The sequence below is a fragment of the Rhodococcus sp. IEGM1339 genome, from assembly GCF_050321925.1.
In the GTDB taxonomy this organism is placed as follows: domain Bacteria; phylum Actinomycetota; class Actinomycetes; order Mycobacteriales; family Mycobacteriaceae; genus Rhodococcus; species Rhodococcus pyridinivorans.
Genome location: NZ_JBNQFT010000039.1, coordinates 1 through 20,253, shown reverse-complemented (window position 1 = coordinate 20,253; position 20,253 = coordinate 1). Strand labels below are relative to the sequence as shown.

The window sequence follows — 20,253 nt, the reverse complement described above, 5'->3', positions numbered from 1 at the left end:
AGTGGCTGCATGACTACAATCACCATCGGCCCCACACCGGGATCGGTGGACAGTCACCTATAGACCGCGTCGGCGTTCACAACGTCCCCGGGAATTACATCTAGGTCCTGCTCCTCGTGCGTGAATATGGTGGCCGGTGCTACCGGAAGCACGCACGGGGGGACGGCAACCGGCCGCGCGCACTGGCCGCAATCGCCGCGGCACGCTACGATTGCGCCGATGACAGCCTTCTCTGATCAAAGATTGGGGGCTCAGTTCGCTCACGGTGAGTGCTGATGCACCCTCCGACTGCGAACGGGACCGATCCCCGACTGTCCTTCTGGCTGCGTGTGCGCGAGGTCGCCGTGCCGCCGTCCATGATCGAGTCCGCAACCGACCGGCGTCGTGCAGGCGACTGGCGCGGTGCCTGTGCCGCAGCGGGATTCGATGTCGACTTCGATGTGTCCGTGCTGGCCGACGCACACGGCGTCGATGTCGCCTCGCAGGTCTCGGACGACCTCCGTCACCTCGCACCCGACCTGCTGCGCTGGCACCTTCCACGCGTGGCCCCCGACGGCCTTCTGCGCCCCGGGCTGACCATCACGTTGGCCCGCTACGGGGACATCGAGCCTGCAAAACGTGGCAGCAGAACAGGTTCCGTGCATCTGGTGGTCCGCACCGCTCCCGCCTGGGCGGATGCCGGTCAGCGGATCGCGCTGACGTTGTGGGACGGCTCGGATTCCACGAACCATCCGCATCCGCGCCCCAACAGACGGTTCCGGTTCGACCTCCATCGGCATCTGTGGGACGTGCGCAGGTCCGGCGAGCTTCCGATCCGCGGTGGGGCAGGGCAGGTGCCGGTCGGGTACCTCCTCGAACCTTACTGGGCCGCAGTGATTCCGGAGGGTTGTGCCGTCGACCGCTGGGCGGCCGAATGCGACATCCTGCTGCGCGCGCACGGTCGGCGCGACGGTCCCGTGCGGGTGCGATGCGGGAGTCGACACGATGTGGTGGTGGAACCGGTCGGCAGCACTGAGCCCGTGGCGCTGCGTCGTGTGGACGACTACCCGCGCGGCCGGCTCGCCGCGCTGCCGGTGCTGCCCGACGCCGCGACCTGGGTGCCGCCCGACCTGGCGTTGCTGCGGTCGGGAGCTATCACCGTCGACCGGCTGCATCCGCTGGTCGCCGCCGCGCTGGATCCGGACCGGCCACCGCCGAGAAGACCCCGGATGCCGAAGCAGGAGAACCGGATTCACCTGGTCGACTGTCGTGGTGAACGGCACCGGCTGGGGGTGGTCGACGGCGTCCTGACCGCGCTCGATCATGATCCCGCCGAGATCCGGCGCGAGGAACTGCTCGCCGCACTGGGCGGCACCCCGTTACCGTGTCTTCACGTCATCGACCAGGCGCATCGCCGACCGGACTGTCTGCCGGGCGTTCGTGAACGCCTGGACCACGGGGACGCCGATGGGGCGCTGGCAGTCGTCGAAGGGCTGCTCGGTCCCGGCGCGGTCCTCCGTGACGGACCTTTGCTGGACGAACTCCGGAGGTCCGCGGACCGCCGCAACATCTACGACCGGTATCTCTCCGAACCGCTGGGACCGCCGCCCGCATCGCGACCTCGCCGACTCGGACGGTCGCGTTGCACCCGATCACACTGACTCTTCTTCTTTCTCGAAATCCACTGTTCCGCAGGGCGTCCTACGGGTCGTGTCCTGCGGTCCCTTCCGACATCACAGGTGATGCACATGTCCTCCACACTTCGTCCCGGCCGTCCCCGCAGCAACGAACTCGACAGCGCCGCAACGTTGTCGGCGATGCTCGACGCGGTGACCACCGAGTCTCGACCCGACGACCGACTCGAGGCCCTGATGGTGGCGGTCACCGCGGATCTACCGGTACTGCTGTGGGGTGAACCGGGAATCGGTAAGACCGCCGTCCTGAGCCAGCTCGCCGAGGCCGTCGACCTGCCACTGACCACTGTCATCGCGAGTGTGCACGAGCCGTCGGATTTCTCGGGTCTGCCCGTGCTCGGAGACGATCCCGCAACCCGCGGCGTCCCGATGGCACCGCCGGACTGGGCCGTCCGGCTCGTGCAGGCCGGGCGGGGACTGCTGTTCCTGGACGAACTGTCGACGGCTCCGCCCGCCGTGCAGGCGGCGCTGCTCCGTCTCGTCCTCGAAAAACGAATCGGGGCACTGCAACTCCCACCCGGTGTCCGTATCGTGGCTGCCGCCAACCCGCCGTCCTCGGCAGCGGACGGCTGGGAACTGAGTCCGCCGTTGGCGAACCGCTTCGTGCACCTGCACTGGACCTACGACCACGACGTGGTCGTGCGGGGTCTCGGCGGGACCTGGCCACGGGCGACGCTGCCGCGTCTCGATCCGGAGAAATTCTCCGGCGCGGTGACGTTCGCCCGCCGCGCGGTCTGTGAGCTTCTCACCGCCCGGCCCGCCCTCGTGCATCAACTCCCCAGCAGCCAGAGCCGCCGTGGCAGTGCCTGGCCGTCGCCGCGGAGCTGGGACATGACCGTGCGGCTGATCGCGTTCGCGACCGCCACCTCGTCGTCGAAGGACGTGCTGTCGTTGCTGGTTCGGGGCAGTGTCGGCGACGGACCCGGGTTCGAGCTGCTCGCAGCCATCGAACGTATGGACCTGCCGGATCCGGAGGCGCTGCTCGCCGATCCGGCGGCTGCCGACCTGCCCGAGCGCGGTGATCTGCGCCAGGCCGTGCTCGACGCGGTGGTCGCCGCGGTCCGCCGACGGCCGGAGAAGTGGCGCTGGGACGCGGCGTGGACCCTCCTGGCCACCGCGGTGGAATCCGGGCCACCCGATCTCGTGGTCGTGCCGGCCGTCACACTGGCCACCCTGCGCCGCGACGACTGGGAGGTGCCGGCATCGATCGACGAGCTCGCCGGTGTCGTCTCGGTCGCTCGGTCGGCGGACGCCGTCGCGCAGGCCGGCCGATGACGTCGTCGGCATTCGACGCGGACAAGATCTACGCCGCACGGTTGCATGCCGTTCGCGCCCGACCCTATCTCGCGACCGCCTTGTACGCGCTGCACATCGTCGCGTCGCCGCGCGTACCGACCATCGGTGTGGACCGGCACTGGCGCTGCTACATCTCGCCCGGTTTCGTCGCTCGGCGACCGGTGGAGGAGCTGGCGTCGATCCTCGTTCACCAGGTCTCGCATCTGCTGCGCGATCACCACGGCCGCAGCGACCGCTACGCCCGCGCGCACGACCTGGACGGTCGCGCCGATCGACTACGCATGAACATCGCGGCCGACGCGGAGATCAACGACGATGCGTTCGGTGACGGATTGCCCCTACCCGACGACGCCGTTCTACCGTCGACGTTGCAGTTGCCCGCCGGTCAGCTCATGGAGGACTATCTGCAGCAGTTCGGTCTCGGTCCGTGCACCGACAGGCTGGCCTGGCTCGACTGCGGCAGCGGTGCCGACGGCCTGAGCCGTGAGTGGGAGTGGGGCCCGGAGAGGGCGAACGCGCTCAGCGACGAGCAACGGGACGCTGTGCGCTTCCGGTTGGCGCACAGCATCATCGGGCAGCCGGGCAGTGCACCCCGCGGGTGGCAGCGGTGGGCGGAGGAAGCTCTGCACCCGACGCAGCCGTGGCGAACTCTGTTGGGGGCGGCGATCCGCTCGGCCACCTCCGCGTCCGGCGCCGGTGACGACTACACCTACCGCCGGCCGGCGCGGCGCTCTGCTGCCGTGCCCGGAGCGGTGCTGCCGAGCCTGCGGCGAACCCCGCCGCGGGTCGGTGTCATCGTCGACACCTCCGGCTCGGTGAGCGACGCGGATCTGGGCAGTGCACTGCTCGAGGTCGCCGCTATCGCGCGGGCCGTGGGAGGGCGTCGTGACCTGGTCACGGTGCTGTCCTGTGACGCGGCCGCGCGGATCGTGCACCCGCTGTGTCAGGCCGAGGACATTCCGCTGGTCGGAGGCGGTGGCACGGATCTGCGCGCCGGATTCGCCCGGATGCTGCGTCTTCGGCCCCGGCCGGATGTAATGGTGGTGCTCACCGACGGGGAAACCCCCTGGCCCAGCAGCCGTCCGGGGTGCCGGACGATCGTCGGTCTGTTCCCCCGCATTGCGACCCGCAGCGAATCGAACCCCGACTTCGTTCCGGACAGGCCGCCGGAATGGGCGCGTGTGGTGCAGATCGGCACATCTGCGATCTGAAGGGCACCGGAACGAAGCCATGAGGGAGGGGACGTGGGGCGCTCGCTGGTGCTCTCGGGTGGGAATGCCATCGAGGCCGCGTGGTTGTCGGAGTGTTGCGCCCGCGGAATTTACCCAGGCGCAGCGCGCTGCGTCGAAGCGGTGTCAGCGATCAGATCGACTCTACGAGCGGATTCAGCGGATCCTCCGGTACCGATGCGAGCCACTGCTCGGCCCAGGTCGCTCCCATCGCGTGGGCCGGATCAGTCATTCCGACTGCTCTGGCGTTGTCCTGCCGGTTCTGGAAGCGGAGGTGATCTGATGTCGGACTTCGGTGTCGTCGGTGGGACGACAGAGGCTTTCATCCGCCTGAGACTCAGCGTTCGGAGCCGCGGGCCGTCGGCCAGTTGATCAACAACCTCGGTCTGAGTCGATTGTCGAAGTCGGATCAGAAGATGGCGATCAAGCGCTGGCTCGAGTCGAATCGTCCGAGTCCACGCTTGAAGAAGTCGCTGGTCCGTGTCGGTGACGAGTCTTTGCTTGCCGAATCCGTCTGACTTCTCCAGCTTCGAATGCTCCTGGTGCTTGGGGCGTCCGACAGTCCTTGTCCTGATCCGGATAGCCGCTGATCCCTACTGTGTGTGTCCGGGTACGTTGTGACGGACGTGAACGATCGGAATGAAGAGGGGGAACCCGGTGCGCAGTGACCGGTGGGTCGAAATCAGCCCTTCCCCGTTCGGCCACGAACGCGAGGGCCTCGAACGTATCAAGGATCACGCCGGCGACTTCCGACGGCTCCAGGAACACCCTCGATACGACCAGATCGTCGCGGCGCTTGGACTGTACCTTCCCGCTGCGTGCCGTATCCGTGCCGTACCGAGGCGAATTTCTGGACGGTGAGTTGTTTCCCGAGTTCCAACCGCAGGCGAATCTTCTGCATCTCCATGGCTGCCCTGGAGACGTTCTACATTGCGGTCTCCGACGAGTCGGACGACATAGCCGCCGTGTTCTTCGTGGATAGTCGCTATCTCCCGGTCAGTAGGTGGGGCCGGGTGTTGCTCGCCGCTCGGGGAGTGATGTTCGACGAGGGGACCCACAAGTCTGGCGGAGGATTCGAGCAGTGCTTGATTGTCGATGACATCCGCTTCGTGCGTTCAGCTCTGAAATCGAAGCACGTCCGCGCTGCGGCTGCAAAGTTCAACCTCGACTTGATGCGTAAACGTCAGTCGGCGTACAAGCCGTCGCATTGTCGGCAACTTGCCGCTGCTGCTCTGGCCTCGTTCGCGGAACTCCCGTCGAGGCAGAGCGAAGCATCGTGCCGTCAGGCGTGAATTCGAGCAATCGCTGGACGACCGCGAGTATTCGACTCGATCGGTTCGCTGCGGAGTTCTGCAGGTTTGCAAATTACCCGGTCCGAACACTCGGGCTTCCGAGGAGGTAACGAAGGTGTACGAAGTCAAGGTCACCCATCGGGTCCTGGCGAACCGGCGTTTCGCGTGCGAGATCTACCCCGGGGTGTTCGTCGTGGAAGGTGGTGCCGTCCTGTCCACCTATGCCGGACCTGCAAACGGTTACTGCCCCTGCGAGCCGGTGGAGCCGGAGGTCGACGAAGTGTTCGAGATGAGCGAGCGGCAACTCGAGGACGCCATTCAATGGGCAACGTCGATCTATCGTCCGCGACTGAGCTATCGTCCGCGGCGGAGGTTGCGCTAGAGAGCATCCGGGCGCGGCGGATCGTCGCTGGGGGCGAGGGTGATCAGCTCGGCGGCGCGAAGAATTCGAGCGCGATGTTGTCGGGATCGCGGAACGACAACCCGGAACCGTACGAGGCGTTCTTGATGTCCCCGTGTGGGATACCCAGACTGTCGAGCCGGTCGCGCCACTTGTCGAGCTCGTCGGCGGTGCAACCGAACGCGATGTGGTCGAGCCCGGTGTTCCGTTCGTCGAAGGACGTCTGCGCCGGCGCATCGGGGTGGGTGTGCAGGCCGAACAGGGTGCCGCCGTCGAGTGCGAAGACCGCGTGGTGGAAGGTGCCCGATTCGTCGTCCTCGTCGAGGACGGGTATGGCGTCGAAGAGGTTCGAGTACCAGGCCGTGCTTGCAGCCAGATCCGAGACGGTGACGGCGACGTGGGTGAGTGCGGGAAAAACCATGACAGTCTCCTCCGTTCGAGGCCCCTCCTCATCGTAGACCTCGATGCGGTGCTGCCGACCCCTGTCGGCGTATCCCCAAATGTTTCCGAGTGTTCTTCCTACGTTCGGTAACGTAGTCCGTGCGAAGGAGATTCGGCCACTACCTTCCGTGGCCATGCCTTTGTCACGTAGATCGTTCCTTTCGGTCGGACTCGGAATCACTGTCGTCACCGCAGCCACCTCCGTCGGTGTCACCGGATACGCGCGCGCCGACGCGCCGGGAGTGAAGGGCGACCCCTTCCTGCTGGGTGTTGCCTCGGGCGACTCGGTGCCGGACGGATTCGTGATCTGGACCCGCCTCGCGCTCGACCCGCTCGCCGAGGACGGACTCGGCGGCATGCCGAACCGTCCCGTCACCGTGCAGTGGGAGGTCGCGGAGGACGAGAAGATGACCCGCGTCGTCGCACGCGGTGAGGAACGAGCCGTCCCCGACAGCGCCCACTCCGTGCACGTCGAACTGTTCGGGCTGCGTCCGGGCCGGGAGTACTTCTACCGGTTCCGTACCGGCGACCACATGAGTGCGGTGGGGCGGGCGCTGACGACACCGTCGGCCACCGAGACCGCGGCGGCTCTGACGATGGCGTTCGCGAGCTGCGCGCAGTACGAACACGGCTGGTTCACCGCCTACCGGCGCATGGCGGAGGACAACCCGGATCTCGTTCTGCACCTGGGGGATTACCTGTACGAGTACACCAGCGGCGGTTACACCAGCGACACCGGTCTCGTCCGCTCGCTCAACGGACCCGAGACGGTCACCCTGGCGAATTACCGGCAACGTCACGCCCAGTACAAGGCCGACGCCGATCTGCAGGCCGCGCACGCGATCGCGCCGTGGCTGGTGGTGTGGGACGACCACGAGGTCGACAACAACTGGGCCGGAACGATTCCGGAGAACACCGATGCCGCTCAGAGCAACGAGACCACCGAGAACTTCCTCGCCCGCCGCGCCGCCGCCTTCCAGGCCTACTACGAGAACATGCCGCTGCGACCCTCGTCGACACCGCGGGGGCACGACATGAAGATCTTCCGGCGGATCCAGTGGGGGAATCTCGCCAACTTCCACATGCTCGACACCCGCCAGTATCGCGACGATCAGGCCGCCGGTGACGGGTGGAAGAAGAACGTCGCCGAACGTCACGACGAGGCACGAACACTCACCGGAACCGAACAGGAACAGTGGCTGCTCGGCGGTTTCCGCACCTCCACCGCGCAGTGGGACTTCCTCGGTCAGCAGGTGTTCTTCGCCGAACAGGACAAGGACCCGAGCCCTGAGGGCGACGAGGTGAGTATGGACGGCTGGGACGGGTACGCGGCGTCACGTCGTCGGATCACCCAGGGCTGGGTGGATTCGCCGGTACGCAACGCCGTCGTGCTCACCGGCGACGTGCACCGGCACTGGGCCAACGACATCAAGGTCGACTTCACCGATCCCGACGCGCCGGTAGTGGGTTCGGACCTGGTGTGCACGTCGATCACGTCGAACGGCAACGGAACCGGCGCGACGCAGGTCGACCACATGCCGGCGAACCCGCACCTGAAGTTCCACAACGACCGGCGCGGTTACGTGCGTACCACGATCACCCCGGACGCCGTGCACGCCGACTTCCGGGTGCTCGACACGGTCACCGAACCGGACGCGCCGGTGTCGACGGTGGCGTCGTTCGTCATCGTGTCCGGTCAGCCGGGTCTGCAGCCGCGTTCGTAACATCCTGGACGGTCGGTACTCGGTGACCGTCGCCGGTGGCCGCACCAGCACGATCATCAACCGCGGTGCGGGTGTGAGCCTGCTGGTCTCCGTCCCGAACACCGGCGCCATGAGAGTTCCGAGCTGGGGCACCAGCGGCTACATGTGGCTGCAGCCGTAGCCACCGGGCGGATGACTCAGGGGCGGGGGACGCGCGAGACGGACCGGTGTTGCGCACGGTGCAGTGCGCGCCGCAGTTCGTCCCGGTCGTCGAACACCTGCACCGTGTCCCCGGAGACCAGGCGTGGCTCGCATCCGCGTCCGGCCACGACGACGACGTCTCCGGAGCCGGTGTGGGCGACGGCGATATCGAACGCGCGACGTCGGTCGGCCTCGACGACGACGCGGGCACTGCACGCCGCGAAGGCCCCTTCGGCGACCGCATCCCTGAGCACACGCGGGTCCTCCGAGAGGGGACTGTCGTCGGTCACGACCACCACGTCGGCGTAGGTCGCGGCGGTGTGCCCGAGCGGAAATCGCTTGCCGGGATCGCGTTCTCCGGTCGCGCTGATCACGAGGACCAGTCGCCGCTCGGGGGCGAGCGACCGGAGGAAGGGCAACAGTTCGCGTTGCCCGGACGTGTTGTGCATGTAGTCCACGAGCGCGAGAACACCTTCACCGGCGTCGACGCGTTCGAGCCGGCCGGGCACACCCGCGAGGGTCTCCAGACCCGCTGCGGCCTGCAGGACGTCGCCGTCGACGGCGGCCACCGAGGTGAGCGCCGTCAGCGCATTGGCCACCTGGTGTGGTCCGAGCAGCGACAGGCGCACCGGCGCACTCCCGGCCGGCGTGTGCACGGTGAAGCAGGTGCCGTGGAGATCGCACCGGATCGAGTCCGCGTACACGTCGGCGCGGGCATCGCAGGTCGAGTGCGTCCACAGCGGCACGTCGACGGAGGCCGCCAGACGTCGCCCGTACTCGTCGTCGATGTTCACCACGGCCGTCTGCGTGCGGTCGGCGGTGAACAGTGCCGCCTTGGCGGCGAAGTACTGCTCCATCGTGTGGTGGAAGTCGAGGTGGTCGGGCCCGAGATTGGTGAAGGCGACGGTACGGAACCGCACACCGTCGACGCGGCCCTGACTGATGCCGTGCGAGGACACCTCGAGCGTCACCGCCTGCACGCCCTGGTCACGGAACTCGGCAAGCGTGCGGTGCACGACCGAGGCCTCGGGAGTGGTGCGGGTCGCGGGTCGTGTGCCGGCCGGACCGCGCACGACGACCCCGCCGATCATGCCGGTCACCACGCCGGTGGCCGCGAGTGCGGTGTCGAGGAGATAGGTCGCGCTCGTCTTGCCGTGGGTGCCGGTGATGCCGTGGACCTGCAGGTCGTGGGAGGGATGCCCGAGGATCCACGACGCCAACGGGCCGACCACGTCGCGCGGTCGATCGACCACGAAGGCGGGCAGCAGGCGCGACGGCCGGTCGCTGAGCACCGCGACCGCGCCATGGGCGGCGGCTTCGGCTTCGAAGTCCAGGCCGTGGGCGTGGTGTCCGGGGTAGCGCTACGTACAGATCGCCGGGCGCACCGTCCGGGAATCGTCGCTGATGCCGGTGATCACATGGTCGTGCCGGTCCGCTGGTCCGGATCGCAGGACATCGCGGAGGTGCTCGGCGACGTCGCGTACCTGGATCCGCCGGATGGGACGGCGAGGATCGTCCGGGTCGGTGTGCACGGGGGCGGATACCCGGTCCGGGGCGGAATGAAGCGCCGCCGGTGACCGGGCTCCACCGGCGTGCTCCTCGCCCGCGACATGCGTCGGTCTCACACGGTTACCCTCGAAGGATGACTGCGATTCCGGATTTCCCCGTCGGCACGAACACCACGATATCCGGTCTCGGCAGTTCCTTCGCCGACGAATTGAGCGGATTGTCGGTGCCGTGGCAGGGCGCCGAGGCCCCCGACCCGGAACTGCTCGCGCTCAACGAGGACCTCGCGGTGTCGCTGGGACTGGACGTGGCGGCGTTGCGCAGCGCCGACGGCGTCGCCGTCCTGGCCGGCGCGGAGGTGCCGGCGGGTGCCAAGCCGGTCGCGATGGCCTATGCCGGACATCAATTCGGCGGATACGCTCCGCTGCTCGGCGACGGTCGGGCGTTGTTGCTCGGTGAACTCGTCGACGCGGACGGTGACCGCGTCGATCTCCATCTCAAGGGTTCGGGGCCCACTCCGTTCTCCCGGGGTGGGGACGGCTTCGCGGTCGTCGGGCCGATGCTGCGCGAGTATCTGGTGAGCGAGGCCATGCACGCCCTCGGCATTCCGACCACCCGTTCATTGTCGGTGGTGGCGACCGGTCGGCCGGTCCACCGCGAGGGTGCCGAGCCCGGCGCGGTGCTGGCCCGTGTCGCGGCCAGCCACCTGCGGGTGGGGACCTTCGAGTTCGCGGCGCGGCAGGGAGAGGTCGTGCGTGCACTGGCGGACCACGCGATCGCCCGGCACTATCCGGATCTGCTCGACCTGCCGGAGACCGGCGAGAACAACCGCTACCTGGGACTGTTCACCGCCGTGGTCGAGGCGCAGGCGTCGCTGGTGGCGCAGTGGATGCTCGTCGGTTTCGTCCACGGGGTGATGAACACCGACAACACCACCATCTCGGGGCAGACCATCGACTATGGTCCGTGCGCCTTCGTCGACGCCTTCGATCCGGCGGCGGTGTTCAGTTCCATCGACCACAGCGGGCGCTATGCGTTCGGCAACCAGCCCGCCGTCCTGAAATGGAATCTGGCGCGTTTCGCCGAAACCCTGCTCAGACTCGTCGATTCGACTCCGGATGCGGCGATCGCCGCGGTCACCGCTGTTCTGGACAGTTTCGACACCCGCTACGAGCGTCACTACCGGTCCGGTCTGGCCGCCAAACTCGGTCTCCCGGAGGACTCTCTCGATCAGGAACTGGTCGACGATCTGTTGACGCTGCTGGAAGAGCACCGCGCCGACTGGACGGTGACCTTCCGTGCCCTCGCCGACGAACTGCGCGGCAATCCGGCACCCCTCGACGGACTCGTGCCGCGTGAGCGCTCGGCGCCGTGGCTCGAACGCTGGCACGCCGCGGCCGAGCGGGACGACCGGGCAGCAGGGGAGAGGGCGGAGGCGATGGACCGCGTCAACCCGCTGTACATCCCGCGCAATCATCAGGTCGACGCCGCGCTGAAGGCAGCGACCGGCGGCGACCTCGAACCGTTCGCGAGGCTGCTCGAGGTCGTCACACATCCCTTCGAGGCGCGTGCCGAGTGGAACGAATATGTCTCGCCCGCACCGCGTTCGTTCGCCGAGTCCTTCCGGACCTTCTGCGGCACCTGACCGCCCGATACTGACGAATCGAGACCGGTGTTGTTCGCGAGTTCCCAACGGATTTCGCGAACAACACCGGTCTCGGTCGATTCTGGACCAGTCGGGTGCGGGTCGGATCGCGCGGCCGGTTACGCACGAACTCGACTCCGGTCGGGCACTTGCAGGTGGCGAGTTCGCGTCGAAGGCGGCCGCGGGATCGGCGAGCTGGACGACCGCTTTCACCGCCTCGCGGCGAGACTTCCGGCATCTGCACCGCCCGGCCGCAGTGCTCGGCGGCGGTGTGCAGATGTACGGGATGGAGACGGTCAACGGGCGCGACGCCGTTTCTTGCGCTTCTTCTTGTTCTTCGCGCGCCGGCGAGCAGCCCGCGGCTGCCGCCGGCCCGTCGACGCGGCGGCCTCGAGCGAACGTTGCATCTCCCGGCGCAGGCTGTCCATTAGTTCGGGGGAGCGGAGCAGGAAGGTTGCCTCCTGCAGCGCCGCATAGCGGTCCTTGGAGATCAGGACGCCTGTGCCGCGTTTGCCGACGATCTCGACGGCGACGGTCTCGTCGTTGACCTCCCGGACCAGCTCACCGAGCCGCTTGCGTGCGGCTTTCACGGACACGGACGTTGATGGCACTCGCGGCGACTCCGATCTGTTCCTTCGACGCGGGCATCCTTTCATCACCGATGTCGGATTCGGGGGCGGACACGACGGAAAGCCCCTTCGATGTCACAACGGACAGCCCGTTCGATGTCACAGAAATGCGCGCACGGAGCGTGGCAACGCGGTCGAGGACCCGGTGATCGGTGACGGGATCGGATCGTCGGCGACGGTCCGCAACGGCACCACTCCCGCCCACACGGAGTGGTCTTCACCGTCCCCGGCGTCCTCTCCCGGTCCGGCCGCCCGGACCTTTACGCTCACCTCGGTGAGCGGCACTTCCAGGACCGTGGTGGCGGCCAGTTCCTTCGGTGTCGGCGACCGGACCTCGTCCCACCGACCGGGAATCAGATGCTCCGTCACCACCTTCAATGCGTGTTCCTTCTCGCCCGGCGCGACCGGTGTGGCCACACCGAACAACACCGCACTGCGGTAGTTCATGCTGTGGTCGAAGGCCGACCGGGCGAAGACGAGCCCGTCGAGATGCGTCACCGCGACCGACACCACGATCCCGGACCGCGCGTCGAGAAACATGCCGGCGCCGGTCGAGCCGTGCAGCAGTAACCGGTCCCCGTCGCGGCCCATCGCCATCGGCAGCACCACAGGCGATCCTTCGCGGACGAAACCCACGTGCGCGATGCGGGCCTCGTCGAGAAGCCGGTGCAGCACCGCCGGATCGTCGGTGCCGCGTTCGGGTTTGCGGGTCAGGCGCGTGCGGTCGCTCATGGCACCGATCGAAGCAGTGCCGCCGCGGCCGGTCAACCGGATTCCGAATCGAGTAGTGCGCTACTCGCGACCCTCGACGATCGCCACCACAGACTTCGTGTACAGGCACGGAGTGCGACAGTCGACCGGACGACGGAGATGACGAGATGGACAAGATCGGGGACCATGCAATCGTTCTGGGCGCGAGCGTCGGTGGTCTGCTCGCGGCCCGTGCGCCGGCAGAGTCCTACGACGCGGTGACGGTCGTCGACCGCGACGTCCTCCCGTCCGGTGCAGAGAACCGTCGCTTCCGCGACCGTCGAGCCACCTACGTGCCGAGTCGGCCGCTGCTCGAACACCATGTCCGGCGACGCGTCCGCGCCATCCCGAACATCACCCTCCTCGACGGACACAACGTCGGCGACCTGACGACGACACCCGACCGCCGCCGGGGCACCGGGGTGCAGATGGGCAGCGGCGACGGTGTTCGGATCATGACGGCGGATCTGGTGGTCGACGCGATGGGACGGGGCGCCCGCACCCCGGCGGGTCTAGAGAAACTCGGCTACCGACGACCGGTCGAAGAGCACGTCGTCGTCCACGTCGTGTACCGCAGCCGGCTGCTACGACTCGCGCCGGGCACACCGATGGAGAAGATGGTGTTGATCGGTGTTGTGCCGGGACGTCCGGCGGGCATGGCGCTGTTCGGCTACAAGAACGATATGTGGCTGTTCACGGTCGCTGCGAGGGCCGGTCGCGAACCGCCACCGAGCCTGACCGGCATGATCTTCGCCGTGGAGGCGTACGCACCCGACCAGGTGGTGGCCGCGCTCCGGACCGCCGAACCCCTCGGCGAGGACGACCTGTCCCGCAGGTTCTTCCGGGCCGCGAAGAAACCGATCGGTGCTGCGTGGCAGTTCGCGATCGGCTCCGACCTCGCGCTGCCCGAAGTCGAAGGACCCCGCAGCGTGCAGACGCGACTCGGCAACGCGTACGTGGCGCGGGTCCTGGCCGCGGCCGAGAACGATCCCGTGGTCGTCGACCGTTTCCTTCGGTCAGCAGCCTGATGGATCCGCCCGGACATCTGATGCATCCCGCGCTCGTGGGCCGGGTGTGCGTGGGCAACCTGCGGCGACACCGGAGAATCGCCGGCATGCCTGCTGGGGCCGCCGATCGTCGGACGACATTCGTGCCCGCACACCGATGAATTCGCCGTTCGTTCCGGGTCCGCCTTGTCGAGACCCGGACGAAAGGCTGCCACCATGCGCAAGGTCCTCCTGTCGGTCATGACGACCCTCGACGGTTTCACTGCGGGACCGAACGGAGAACTCGACTGGATCGATGTCGCGGACGACGACCTCGACGATCACATGGCCGACGTCCTCGCCGGCATCGACGGCATGTTCTTCGGCCGTGTCGCCTACGAACTGCTCGCCCAGCACTGGCCCGCTGCGGAACACTCGATCAGAGCGGTCGAGGCACGGCAGGCACGGCTGATGAACACATTGCCGAACTACGTGCGCTCCCGATCCGCGACGGCGACCGATTGGGGACCGGCGCGGCGGATGGGTGACGACCTGCCCCACGAGGTTGCACAGGGGTTCTCCGACGGGTAGAAGTGTCGGATGCCCAGCACGCTCATCGAGGTTCGCACCCGCCACGACCGCGAGGTCGAGACCGGCATGATCGACGCCGTCCACGACGCGCTCGTCGCCGCCTTCCGGATTCCGGAGGCCGACAAGCACATCCGGCTCGTGGTTCACGAACCCGAACGCTTCGCGGTGCCGCCGACCCTGACATCGCCCGAGCTCTACACCCTCGTGATCGTCGACTGCTTCGCCGGGCGCAGCGTGGACGCCAAGCGGCGCCTCTACCGCGAGATCACCGAGCGGCTCGGCGCGTTCGCGATTCCTGCCGACCACGTGACCGTGATCGTGCGCGACATCCCGACCGAGAGCTGGGGGATCCGCGCCGGGCAGGCCGCGTGCGATGTGGATCTCGGATTCACCGTCGATGTGTGAGGACTGCTCTTACGGAGAGGACTGCGCGTTCGGGAGGGTGGAGGGTTCGACGGATCCGAGGTCCTCGACCACATCCCACAACGGGTCGTCGAGGCCGATGTCGTAGGTACAGTCGGCTTCCCGCGGGTCGGGCACGAACGCCCACAGCAGTGCACCTGCGGTGCCGGCGGCGCGTTGGCCCTCGATCTTTGTGGTGATGTGGTCGGCGCGGTCACCGAGCGACCCGCAGGACCCGGCGAGCTCACCGATCTCCGCCACGAGCAACGGCTTTCCGACGGCTGCGGCTTGCGCGACCCGCCGGGCGAGACCGTTCCACTGATCGCCGGGCAACGGCACGCCGTCGGCGCCGTAGTCGTGGTACTGCACGGCATCGACATAGGGGGAGGCGCTGACGAACTGGTACTCGTCACCTTGGGTGCCGCACTGACCGCCCCCGGTGTAACCCGCGGTGATCAGGGTGCGTGGGTCGACGGCGCGCAGTTCGGCTCCGGCCGTGTCGAAGAAGTCGCGCAGCACCTGCGCGGCGCCGGGCTCGCACGACCGGGTCCACCAGTGGCACGCGGGGTCGGTGCATGAACTCGTCTCCGGTTCGCCGACCAGTTCCCATGCTGCGAGGGATGGTGAGTTCCGGTAGCGGGCGACGGCGGTGTGTATCCAGTCCCGGTAGCTCATCACCACCTTTTCGTGTCCCGGGTTGAATTCGGTCCACCCGTCGACGTACCATTGCCGTCCCTTGAAGACCTCGTCCTCGCATGCGCCGTCCTGTGCTGCCAGGACCGGCAGCAGCATCTGATCATGCGCTTCGGCCGCGGCGAAGACCGCGTCCATCGGTCCGAAGTCGAGTTGCCCGGTGAACCGGTTGACGGCGAGCGCCTGGAAGAGATTGAAGCGGGTGAGCGAATTCGGGGGCAACGTACCGAAATAGGCGTCGAGGTTCACCATCGCTCCGCATCCCCAGTTCACCGACCAGTCGGTGGCGAGCTGGTAGGCGTTGAACCCGGTGGGCCACCAGGCCCGACCGTCGAGCGCGAAACCGTCCGGCGACGCGGTCACCCGCGCGCCCGGTGCCGGTGCCGGTGCCGCTGCCGCGGGGCTCGTGCCCAGCAGCAGCCCGACCGCGGTCGCGGCGCCGACGATGAGTCTGGATACCCGAAGCCTCGTCATCTTCCGGATCGTAGGTCCGCGGCGCAGGTGAGAGCCTCGATCGAGGAGGAACACGCCGTAGTGACCGTCGTCATGATCAGGCGAACTCGAGGGCTCCTTCCACCGGGCGTGTGATCCGTCGGGTGCGCGGGGATCCGAGCGCGCTCTCCAGATCCGACCCGTCGTGCTCGGCGAGCAGTTCGCCACCGGACCACACCAGCAGCGTGGTGGCGACGGTGTGCTCGGCCACCGAATGCGACAGGTCGTAGTGCGCACAGCCAGGCACACCGGCATAGGTGATCCACAGGTCGAAACCGGTCATGAACAGGTCGAGGTCGAATTGCACGGACAGGCCGAGCAGTTCGCTGCGACCGGTGTCGTCGACGCCGGCGAAGGCCTCGTCGAGGGCGAGCAGGCGCGGCGCATGCGGGTCGGCGGAATCGAGCATCACGTGTGCCGCCGCGAACAACGGCAGGTGCAGGGAGACGGACTGTTCGCCACCGGACAACGCCGAGTGCCGGGCCGGGGTGAGGCGGTCCTCGCTGCCGTCCGCACCGACGAGACTGAACGAGAACACCCGCCACCGGCGGTAATCCAGCGTCGCGGCGAGGATCTCCGGGTACGACCGTTCCGGGTGCGCGGCCCGCTCCGCGCGGATCCGCGAGGCGAAATGCGCGCGGATCCCCGCGAGATCGTCCGGTGCCAGCATCGACGCGTCGCGGTCGAGGAGTTTGCACACCGCCCGGGCCGGCTCGTCGAGATGGTCGGCGAGCACCCAGTGCACCCCGATGGTGTTGCCCGAGGACATGTGCCGTTGCCGCATCTCGGTACCCATCCGGGCGATGAGGTCGCGGGCGTCGACGGTGCGCTCGTGGATCTGCTGCGCGAGACCGGTGAGGAGCGCGTCTTCGAGGATGCGCCGTTCGGAGTCGGTGAGCAGGGTCTCCTGTTCCTGCCGCGCCCGCGCGATGCGCTGCGCGAACGCCGCGACGGACGTGTAGCCCTGTTCGTCCTGTACCTGCACGACGGTGATGCCGTCGGCAGCGTCCCAATGCAGGCGGTAGTCGCGACCCCGGGCGAGTTCGGCGTCGAACTCCTGCAGCGCGGAGGTCAGTGCAGACGCGGTGGACTTGCGGGTCGACTCGGAGGCCGTGACCGAGTCGGTGGCGGCGTCGAGTGCCCGGAACAACGCGACAACCTCGGTGGGCAGCACGTCGACGGTGTCGTCGGGGGACTGCCGGATCCGATAGGTCAGCTGATCGGCGTCGAGCCACGCGGCGGCGCTGGACGGCCACATGTGCTCGCTCTCCACGCCTAGCAGGGTCAGCAGGTCGCGGCGGGCGAAGGGAGCCAGAGCATCGGCGTCGGCGCGGGCCTCGGTGAGCGCCGACCGCAGTGTCTGCTCGGCGCCCGTGTGGGCGGCCTCGGCCTTGCCGATCCGCTCGAGCGCCGACTCGTGGGCCTTACGTGCGGTCCGCTCGGCGGTCTTCGCCGCCTCGATTCGGCGCCGGGCCTCGTCGAGCTGGGCATCGATTCGGTCGGCGCTCGCCCCGATCGACTCGCGTAGCGTCTCGAGCTTCTGCTGCTCGTTGGCCAGCGTCTCGGCGTTCTCCGCCGCGAGTTCGGCCGCATTCTCGGCGGAGACCCGCGCCTCGTCGAGGCGAACGTCGTTGTCGCGGAGGCGATCACCGCAGGTGACCTGCTCGCGCAGCGCGCGCTGCAAGGCCTGGCCCTGCGAACGGAAGTGCCGCACGGCCGCATCGAGACTGTCGAGTTCCGTCGCGGTGAGCGGTGCCCGGTGTCGGCCGGCCGTCGACCGCAGGTGCTGTTCTTTGGTGGCGACCGCGGCGATCGCTTGGTCCAGATCGCGGTCGGCGGCGGATGCGGATTCGGATGCGGTCCGCAGCGCGCCGGCGCATTCGGTGACCTTGCGTAGCGCGGCGAGCACGGATCCGGTGCGCGGCAACGACTTCACGGCCTCGTCGAGTGCGGTGAGCCGGTCGCCGATCTCGCGATCCTGCTCGCGCAGCGACGCCACGTCGGCTCGGCACTCGGCGATGGTGGTCTCGAGTTCGACGATGCGACGCTGCCGCCGCCGGGCGCGGGCGGTGGCTCCGATGAACTCGGCCTGCTCCTTGACGTGGCGACCGAGCTGCACTCCCTGCCGGAACCTACCGTGCGCATCGACCGACACCCGCGCGTCCGGGCCGGGATCGGTGGCCCATGCGATCGACGACAGCACCGCGGCGACCCGTTCCTCGGGGACGGCCGTGTCGGTTTCGGGAACGAGTACATCGGCGAGCGTGGGACCGCTCGGCCGGTGCCCGGGTGCCAGCGGCACCAACAATTGCTCCGACTCGATGTCCGGCAGGTCGCCGAGGCCGTCGGTGATCCACCCGTCGAGCAGGTTCGCGCCCTGCAGGGCCGCTTCGATGCCGGCGGCGTCCTGCGCCGAGGCGTCGTCGCGGAAGCGGACGAGCTGCCACAGCGGCGCGCCGACGAGATCGTCGCGGTTGCCGGTGCGGGCCGGGAAGGTCGGGGGAGCGTCGTCACTTTCGGCTGCGACGGCGGTGCGTTCGGCCTCGAGTTCGGCGATCCGGGTGCCGAGCGATTCGATCTCCGCGCCGCACACGCGACGCCGGAACCGCAGGTCGTCGAGCACGGGCCCGGTGTGCTCGGCGAACACCGCCGCCGGGGACGGGGCATCGTCCTGACCGACGGTGCCGAAGGCGGTGTCGAGCGCCTCGAAGACCGGGGTGGACAGGCCCACAGCCGCGAAGGTCTCGGCGCGATCGGACCACCACCGGCCCAGCTCGGCGGCGACCTCGCTGCGGGACAGCTCGACCATGGTCTCGCCGGCCTCCACCGCGGCCGACGCGGTGTCGCGTTGCGCGCGAGCACGCAGCGCGGCAGCCTCGGCCCGCGACCGCGCAGCGGCGGCACCGTCGAGCTGGGACAGTGCGCTGCGCACCACGCGCACGTCGGCGTCGCGTTCCTCGGCGAGCGCGTCGATCGCCGCGCTGAGCTGCTCGGTCCGTTCGATGCCGTCGAGACCGGTCCATGTGATGCCGGCGTCCTCGGCCGCCGCACTCAGCCCGTCCTCGGCGCGACGACGTGCCGCCGTCGCCGTCTCGAGCGCGTCGCGGGCACTGTCGTGGTCGCGGAGCCGGTCGGCCACGACGGCCTGGGCGCGGTTCGCCTGCTCGGCCTGCGCGGCGGTGGTGCGCTCGAGGTTCTTCACCGCCGAGGCGAGGTCGTCGAGTTGCTGTTTGCCCTCGTAGGCGCTGGAGCGGTGCAGTGCCTCGAGGGTGGTGCGTGCCTGTTCGTGGTCACGTTCGGCCACCAGGAGCTGTTCCTCCGAGGCCGTGCGTGCGGTGGCGGCCTCGGTGCGGGCCTCGGCCGCCTCACGCAGCGACCGCACCGCGGTGTCCACCACCCCGAGACGGGTGGCGGCCTTGTCGACGGCGGTACGGGCCTGCTGCCGGATGTACTTCGAATACACCTTGACGAACTGCTGCGCCGCATCGTCGGCGGCCGCGAGGGATTCGAGGGTGCGTTCGACCTCCTCGATCGCGGAGAACGAGCGGGCGGCCTCGACGATGAGATCGTCGTCGAGGGGACGAAGACCGTCGGTCAGCGCCTGCGACAGGCCCTTCGGGTCGAGGTTCTTGGCGAGCTGGGGGCGGCGCAGCGTGAGGATCAGGTTGATCAGCTGGTCGTAGCGTTGTGCGCCCAGACCGAACATGCGCGCGTCGATCGCCGCCCGGTAGTCGACGGGACGATCGGCGATCGCGTCGGCCCCGATCTGATCGACCAGTTGTTTGCGGGTGAGCGGTCGGTCCTCGTCGTCGAGCAGCGAGAAGTCGACTCCCACACGGCCGTCGACGACGAAGTGCCAGCGGGTGACCTTGTCGTTGCCGCGGGTGGCGCGCATCCCGATGCCGATGGTGACGGCCTCCGGGTCGTCGGCGCGGCCGCGGCAGAACTCCATCCACACGTACGAGTGGGCGCTGTCCTGCCCCCGGTACAGCAGGTTCGAGCGCATGGTGCGCTCCTCGCCGGCGAACGGGTTCAGACGTCGCGGTTCGATCCGGCCGTCGAGCACGAACGGGAACAGCACCTCGAGCGCCTTCGTCTTGCCCGACCCGTTCGGTCCGCGCAGCACCAGTCGTCCGTCGGCGAACGAGAACTCCTGGTCGCGGTAGTCCCACAGGTTGATGATCCCGGCACGCGTGGGGCGGAATCGGGCGCTGCTCATGAGATCTCCCTAAGTTTGTAGGTGTCTGGGGTCAGTGCCCTGGATGCCCAGAGCGGTGGGGTGTAGCTGATGAGTTCTTGCTTCGGTCGAGGCTTCGAAGGACTG

Annotated in this window: 17 protein-coding genes; 11 read left to right on the top strand and 6 right to left on the bottom strand. The window is 68.3% G+C overall.

Going from position 1 to position 20,253, the window contains the following annotated elements; translation table 11 throughout:
• The first annotated feature begins 275 nt into the window (after positions 1 to 275).
• The 5 genes from ACQR3U_RS22710 to ACQR3U_RS22690 all read left to right on the top strand — a co-directional run bounded on the left by ACQR3U_RS22710 (position 276) and on the right by ACQR3U_RS22690 (position 5,872).
• Entirely contained in the window at positions 276 to 1,640 is a 1,365-nt protein-coding gene (locus tag ACQR3U_RS22710) for a hypothetical protein (RefSeq protein ID WP_230811511.1), read from the top strand.
• 81 nt (positions 1,641 to 1,721) lie between these two features.
• Positions 1,722 to 2,948: an AAA family ATPase gene (locus ACQR3U_RS22705; RefSeq protein ID WP_230811512.1), complete on the top strand. Its 1,227-nt coding sequence runs from the start codon at positions 1,722 to 1,724 to the stop codon at positions 2,946 to 2,948.
• Entirely contained in the window at positions 2,945 to 4,180 is a 1,236-nt protein-coding gene (locus ACQR3U_RS22700) for a vWA domain-containing protein (protein ID WP_230811513.1), read from the top strand. Before ACQR3U_RS22705 ends, ACQR3U_RS22700 begins: the two co-directional genes overlap by 4 nt.
• A gap of 923 nt (positions 4,181 to 5,103) precedes the next feature.
• Positions 5,104 to 5,490, top strand: coding sequence for a hypothetical protein (locus ACQR3U_RS22695; RefSeq protein ID WP_139192957.1), 387 nt, complete (start codon positions 5,104 to 5,106; stop codon positions 5,488 to 5,490).
• A 115-nt stretch (positions 5,491 to 5,605) separates the two neighbouring features.
• Positions 5,606 to 5,872: a hypothetical protein gene (locus tag ACQR3U_RS22690; protein ID WP_033096661.1), complete on the top strand. Its 267-nt coding sequence runs from the start codon at positions 5,606 to 5,608 to the stop codon at positions 5,870 to 5,872.
• A gap of 43 nt (positions 5,873 to 5,915) precedes the next feature.
• Here the strand turns inward: ACQR3U_RS22690 and ACQR3U_RS22685 are convergent, their stop codons facing one another.
• Positions 5,916 to 6,311, bottom strand: a complete 396-nt coding sequence (locus ACQR3U_RS22685) for a VOC family protein (RefSeq protein WP_230811514.1) — start codon at positions 6,309 to 6,311, stop codon at positions 5,916 to 5,918.
• A 154-nt stretch (positions 6,312 to 6,465) separates the two neighbouring features.
• Here ACQR3U_RS22685 and ACQR3U_RS22680 point away from each other — a divergent pair, with 154 nt between their 5' ends.
• Positions 6,466 to 8,055, top strand: coding sequence for an alkaline phosphatase D family protein (locus tag ACQR3U_RS22680; RefSeq protein WP_230811515.1), 1,590 nt, complete (start codon positions 6,466 to 6,468; stop codon positions 8,053 to 8,055).
• Positions 8,056 to 8,077: 22 nt separating this feature from the next.
• Complete coding sequence (locus ACQR3U_RS22675) at positions 8,078 to 8,215, top strand: hypothetical protein (protein WP_230811516.1); 138 nt, start codon at positions 8,078 to 8,080, stop codon at positions 8,213 to 8,215.
• A 16-nt stretch (positions 8,216 to 8,231) separates the two neighbouring features.
• On the opposite strand, the gene ACQR3U_RS22670 is transcribed toward ACQR3U_RS22675, so the two are convergent.
• Positions 8,232 to 9,569, bottom strand: coding sequence for a Mur ligase family protein (locus tag ACQR3U_RS22670; RefSeq protein WP_230811522.1), 1,338 nt, complete (start codon positions 9,567 to 9,569; stop codon positions 8,232 to 8,234).
• Positions 9,570 to 9,877: 308 nt separating this feature from the next.
• Between ACQR3U_RS22670 and ACQR3U_RS22665 the strand changes: the two genes are divergently transcribed.
• Positions 9,878 to 11,386 (top strand): protein adenylyltransferase SelO, encoded by a 1,509-nt coding sequence (locus ACQR3U_RS22665; RefSeq protein ID WP_112320024.1) that lies wholly within the window; start codon positions 9,878 to 9,880, stop codon positions 11,384 to 11,386.
• A 296-nt stretch (positions 11,387 to 11,682) separates the two neighbouring features.
• On the opposite strand, the gene ACQR3U_RS22660 is transcribed toward ACQR3U_RS22665, so the two are convergent.
• Positions 11,683 to 11,982 carry a type II toxin-antitoxin system Phd/YefM family antitoxin gene (locus tag ACQR3U_RS22660; RefSeq protein ID WP_230811517.1) on the bottom strand — a complete coding sequence of 100 codons (300 nt, stop codon included), beginning with the start codon at positions 11,980 to 11,982 and terminating at the stop codon, positions 11,683 to 11,685.
• 132 nt (positions 11,983 to 12,114) lie between these two features.
• A complete protein-coding gene (locus ACQR3U_RS22655) occupies positions 12,115 to 12,747 on the bottom strand; it encodes a pyridoxamine 5'-phosphate oxidase family protein (RefSeq protein WP_230811518.1) in 633 nt (210 codons plus the stop codon).
• 146 nt (positions 12,748 to 12,893) lie between these two features.
• Here ACQR3U_RS22655 and ACQR3U_RS22650 point away from each other — a divergent pair, with 146 nt between their 5' ends.
• The 3 genes from ACQR3U_RS22650 to ACQR3U_RS22640 all read left to right on the top strand — a co-directional run bounded on the left by ACQR3U_RS22650 (position 12,894) and on the right by ACQR3U_RS22640 (position 14,747).
• A complete protein-coding gene (locus ACQR3U_RS22650; protein ID WP_230811519.1) occupies positions 12,894 to 13,793 on the top strand; it encodes a hypothetical protein in 900 nt (299 codons plus the stop codon).
• 195 nt (positions 13,794 to 13,988) lie between these two features.
• Positions 13,989 to 14,342, top strand: a complete 354-nt coding sequence (locus tag ACQR3U_RS22645; protein ID WP_106199798.1) for a dihydrofolate reductase family protein — start codon at positions 13,989 to 13,991, stop codon at positions 14,340 to 14,342.
• Positions 14,343 to 14,351: 9 nt separating this feature from the next.
• On the top strand, positions 14,352 to 14,747 hold the full coding sequence (locus ACQR3U_RS22640; RefSeq protein WP_024100872.1) for a tautomerase family protein: 396 nt from the start codon (positions 14,352 to 14,354) through the stop codon (positions 14,745 to 14,747).
• A 9-nt stretch (positions 14,748 to 14,756) separates the two neighbouring features.
• Here the strand turns inward: ACQR3U_RS22640 and ACQR3U_RS22635 are convergent, their stop codons facing one another.
• Together ACQR3U_RS22635 and ACQR3U_RS22630 are read right to left on the bottom strand one after the other, a co-directional pair.
• Positions 14,757 to 15,911: a beta-mannosidase gene (locus ACQR3U_RS22635; protein WP_230811520.1), complete on the bottom strand. Its 1,155-nt coding sequence runs from the start codon at positions 15,909 to 15,911 to the stop codon at positions 14,757 to 14,759.
• Positions 15,912 to 15,987: 76 nt separating this feature from the next.
• Positions 15,988 to 20,148: a TIGR02680 family protein gene (locus ACQR3U_RS22630; RefSeq protein WP_230811521.1), complete on the bottom strand. Its 4,161-nt coding sequence runs from the start codon at positions 20,146 to 20,148 to the stop codon at positions 15,988 to 15,990.
• Positions 20,149 to 20,253 lie beyond the last annotated feature (105 nt).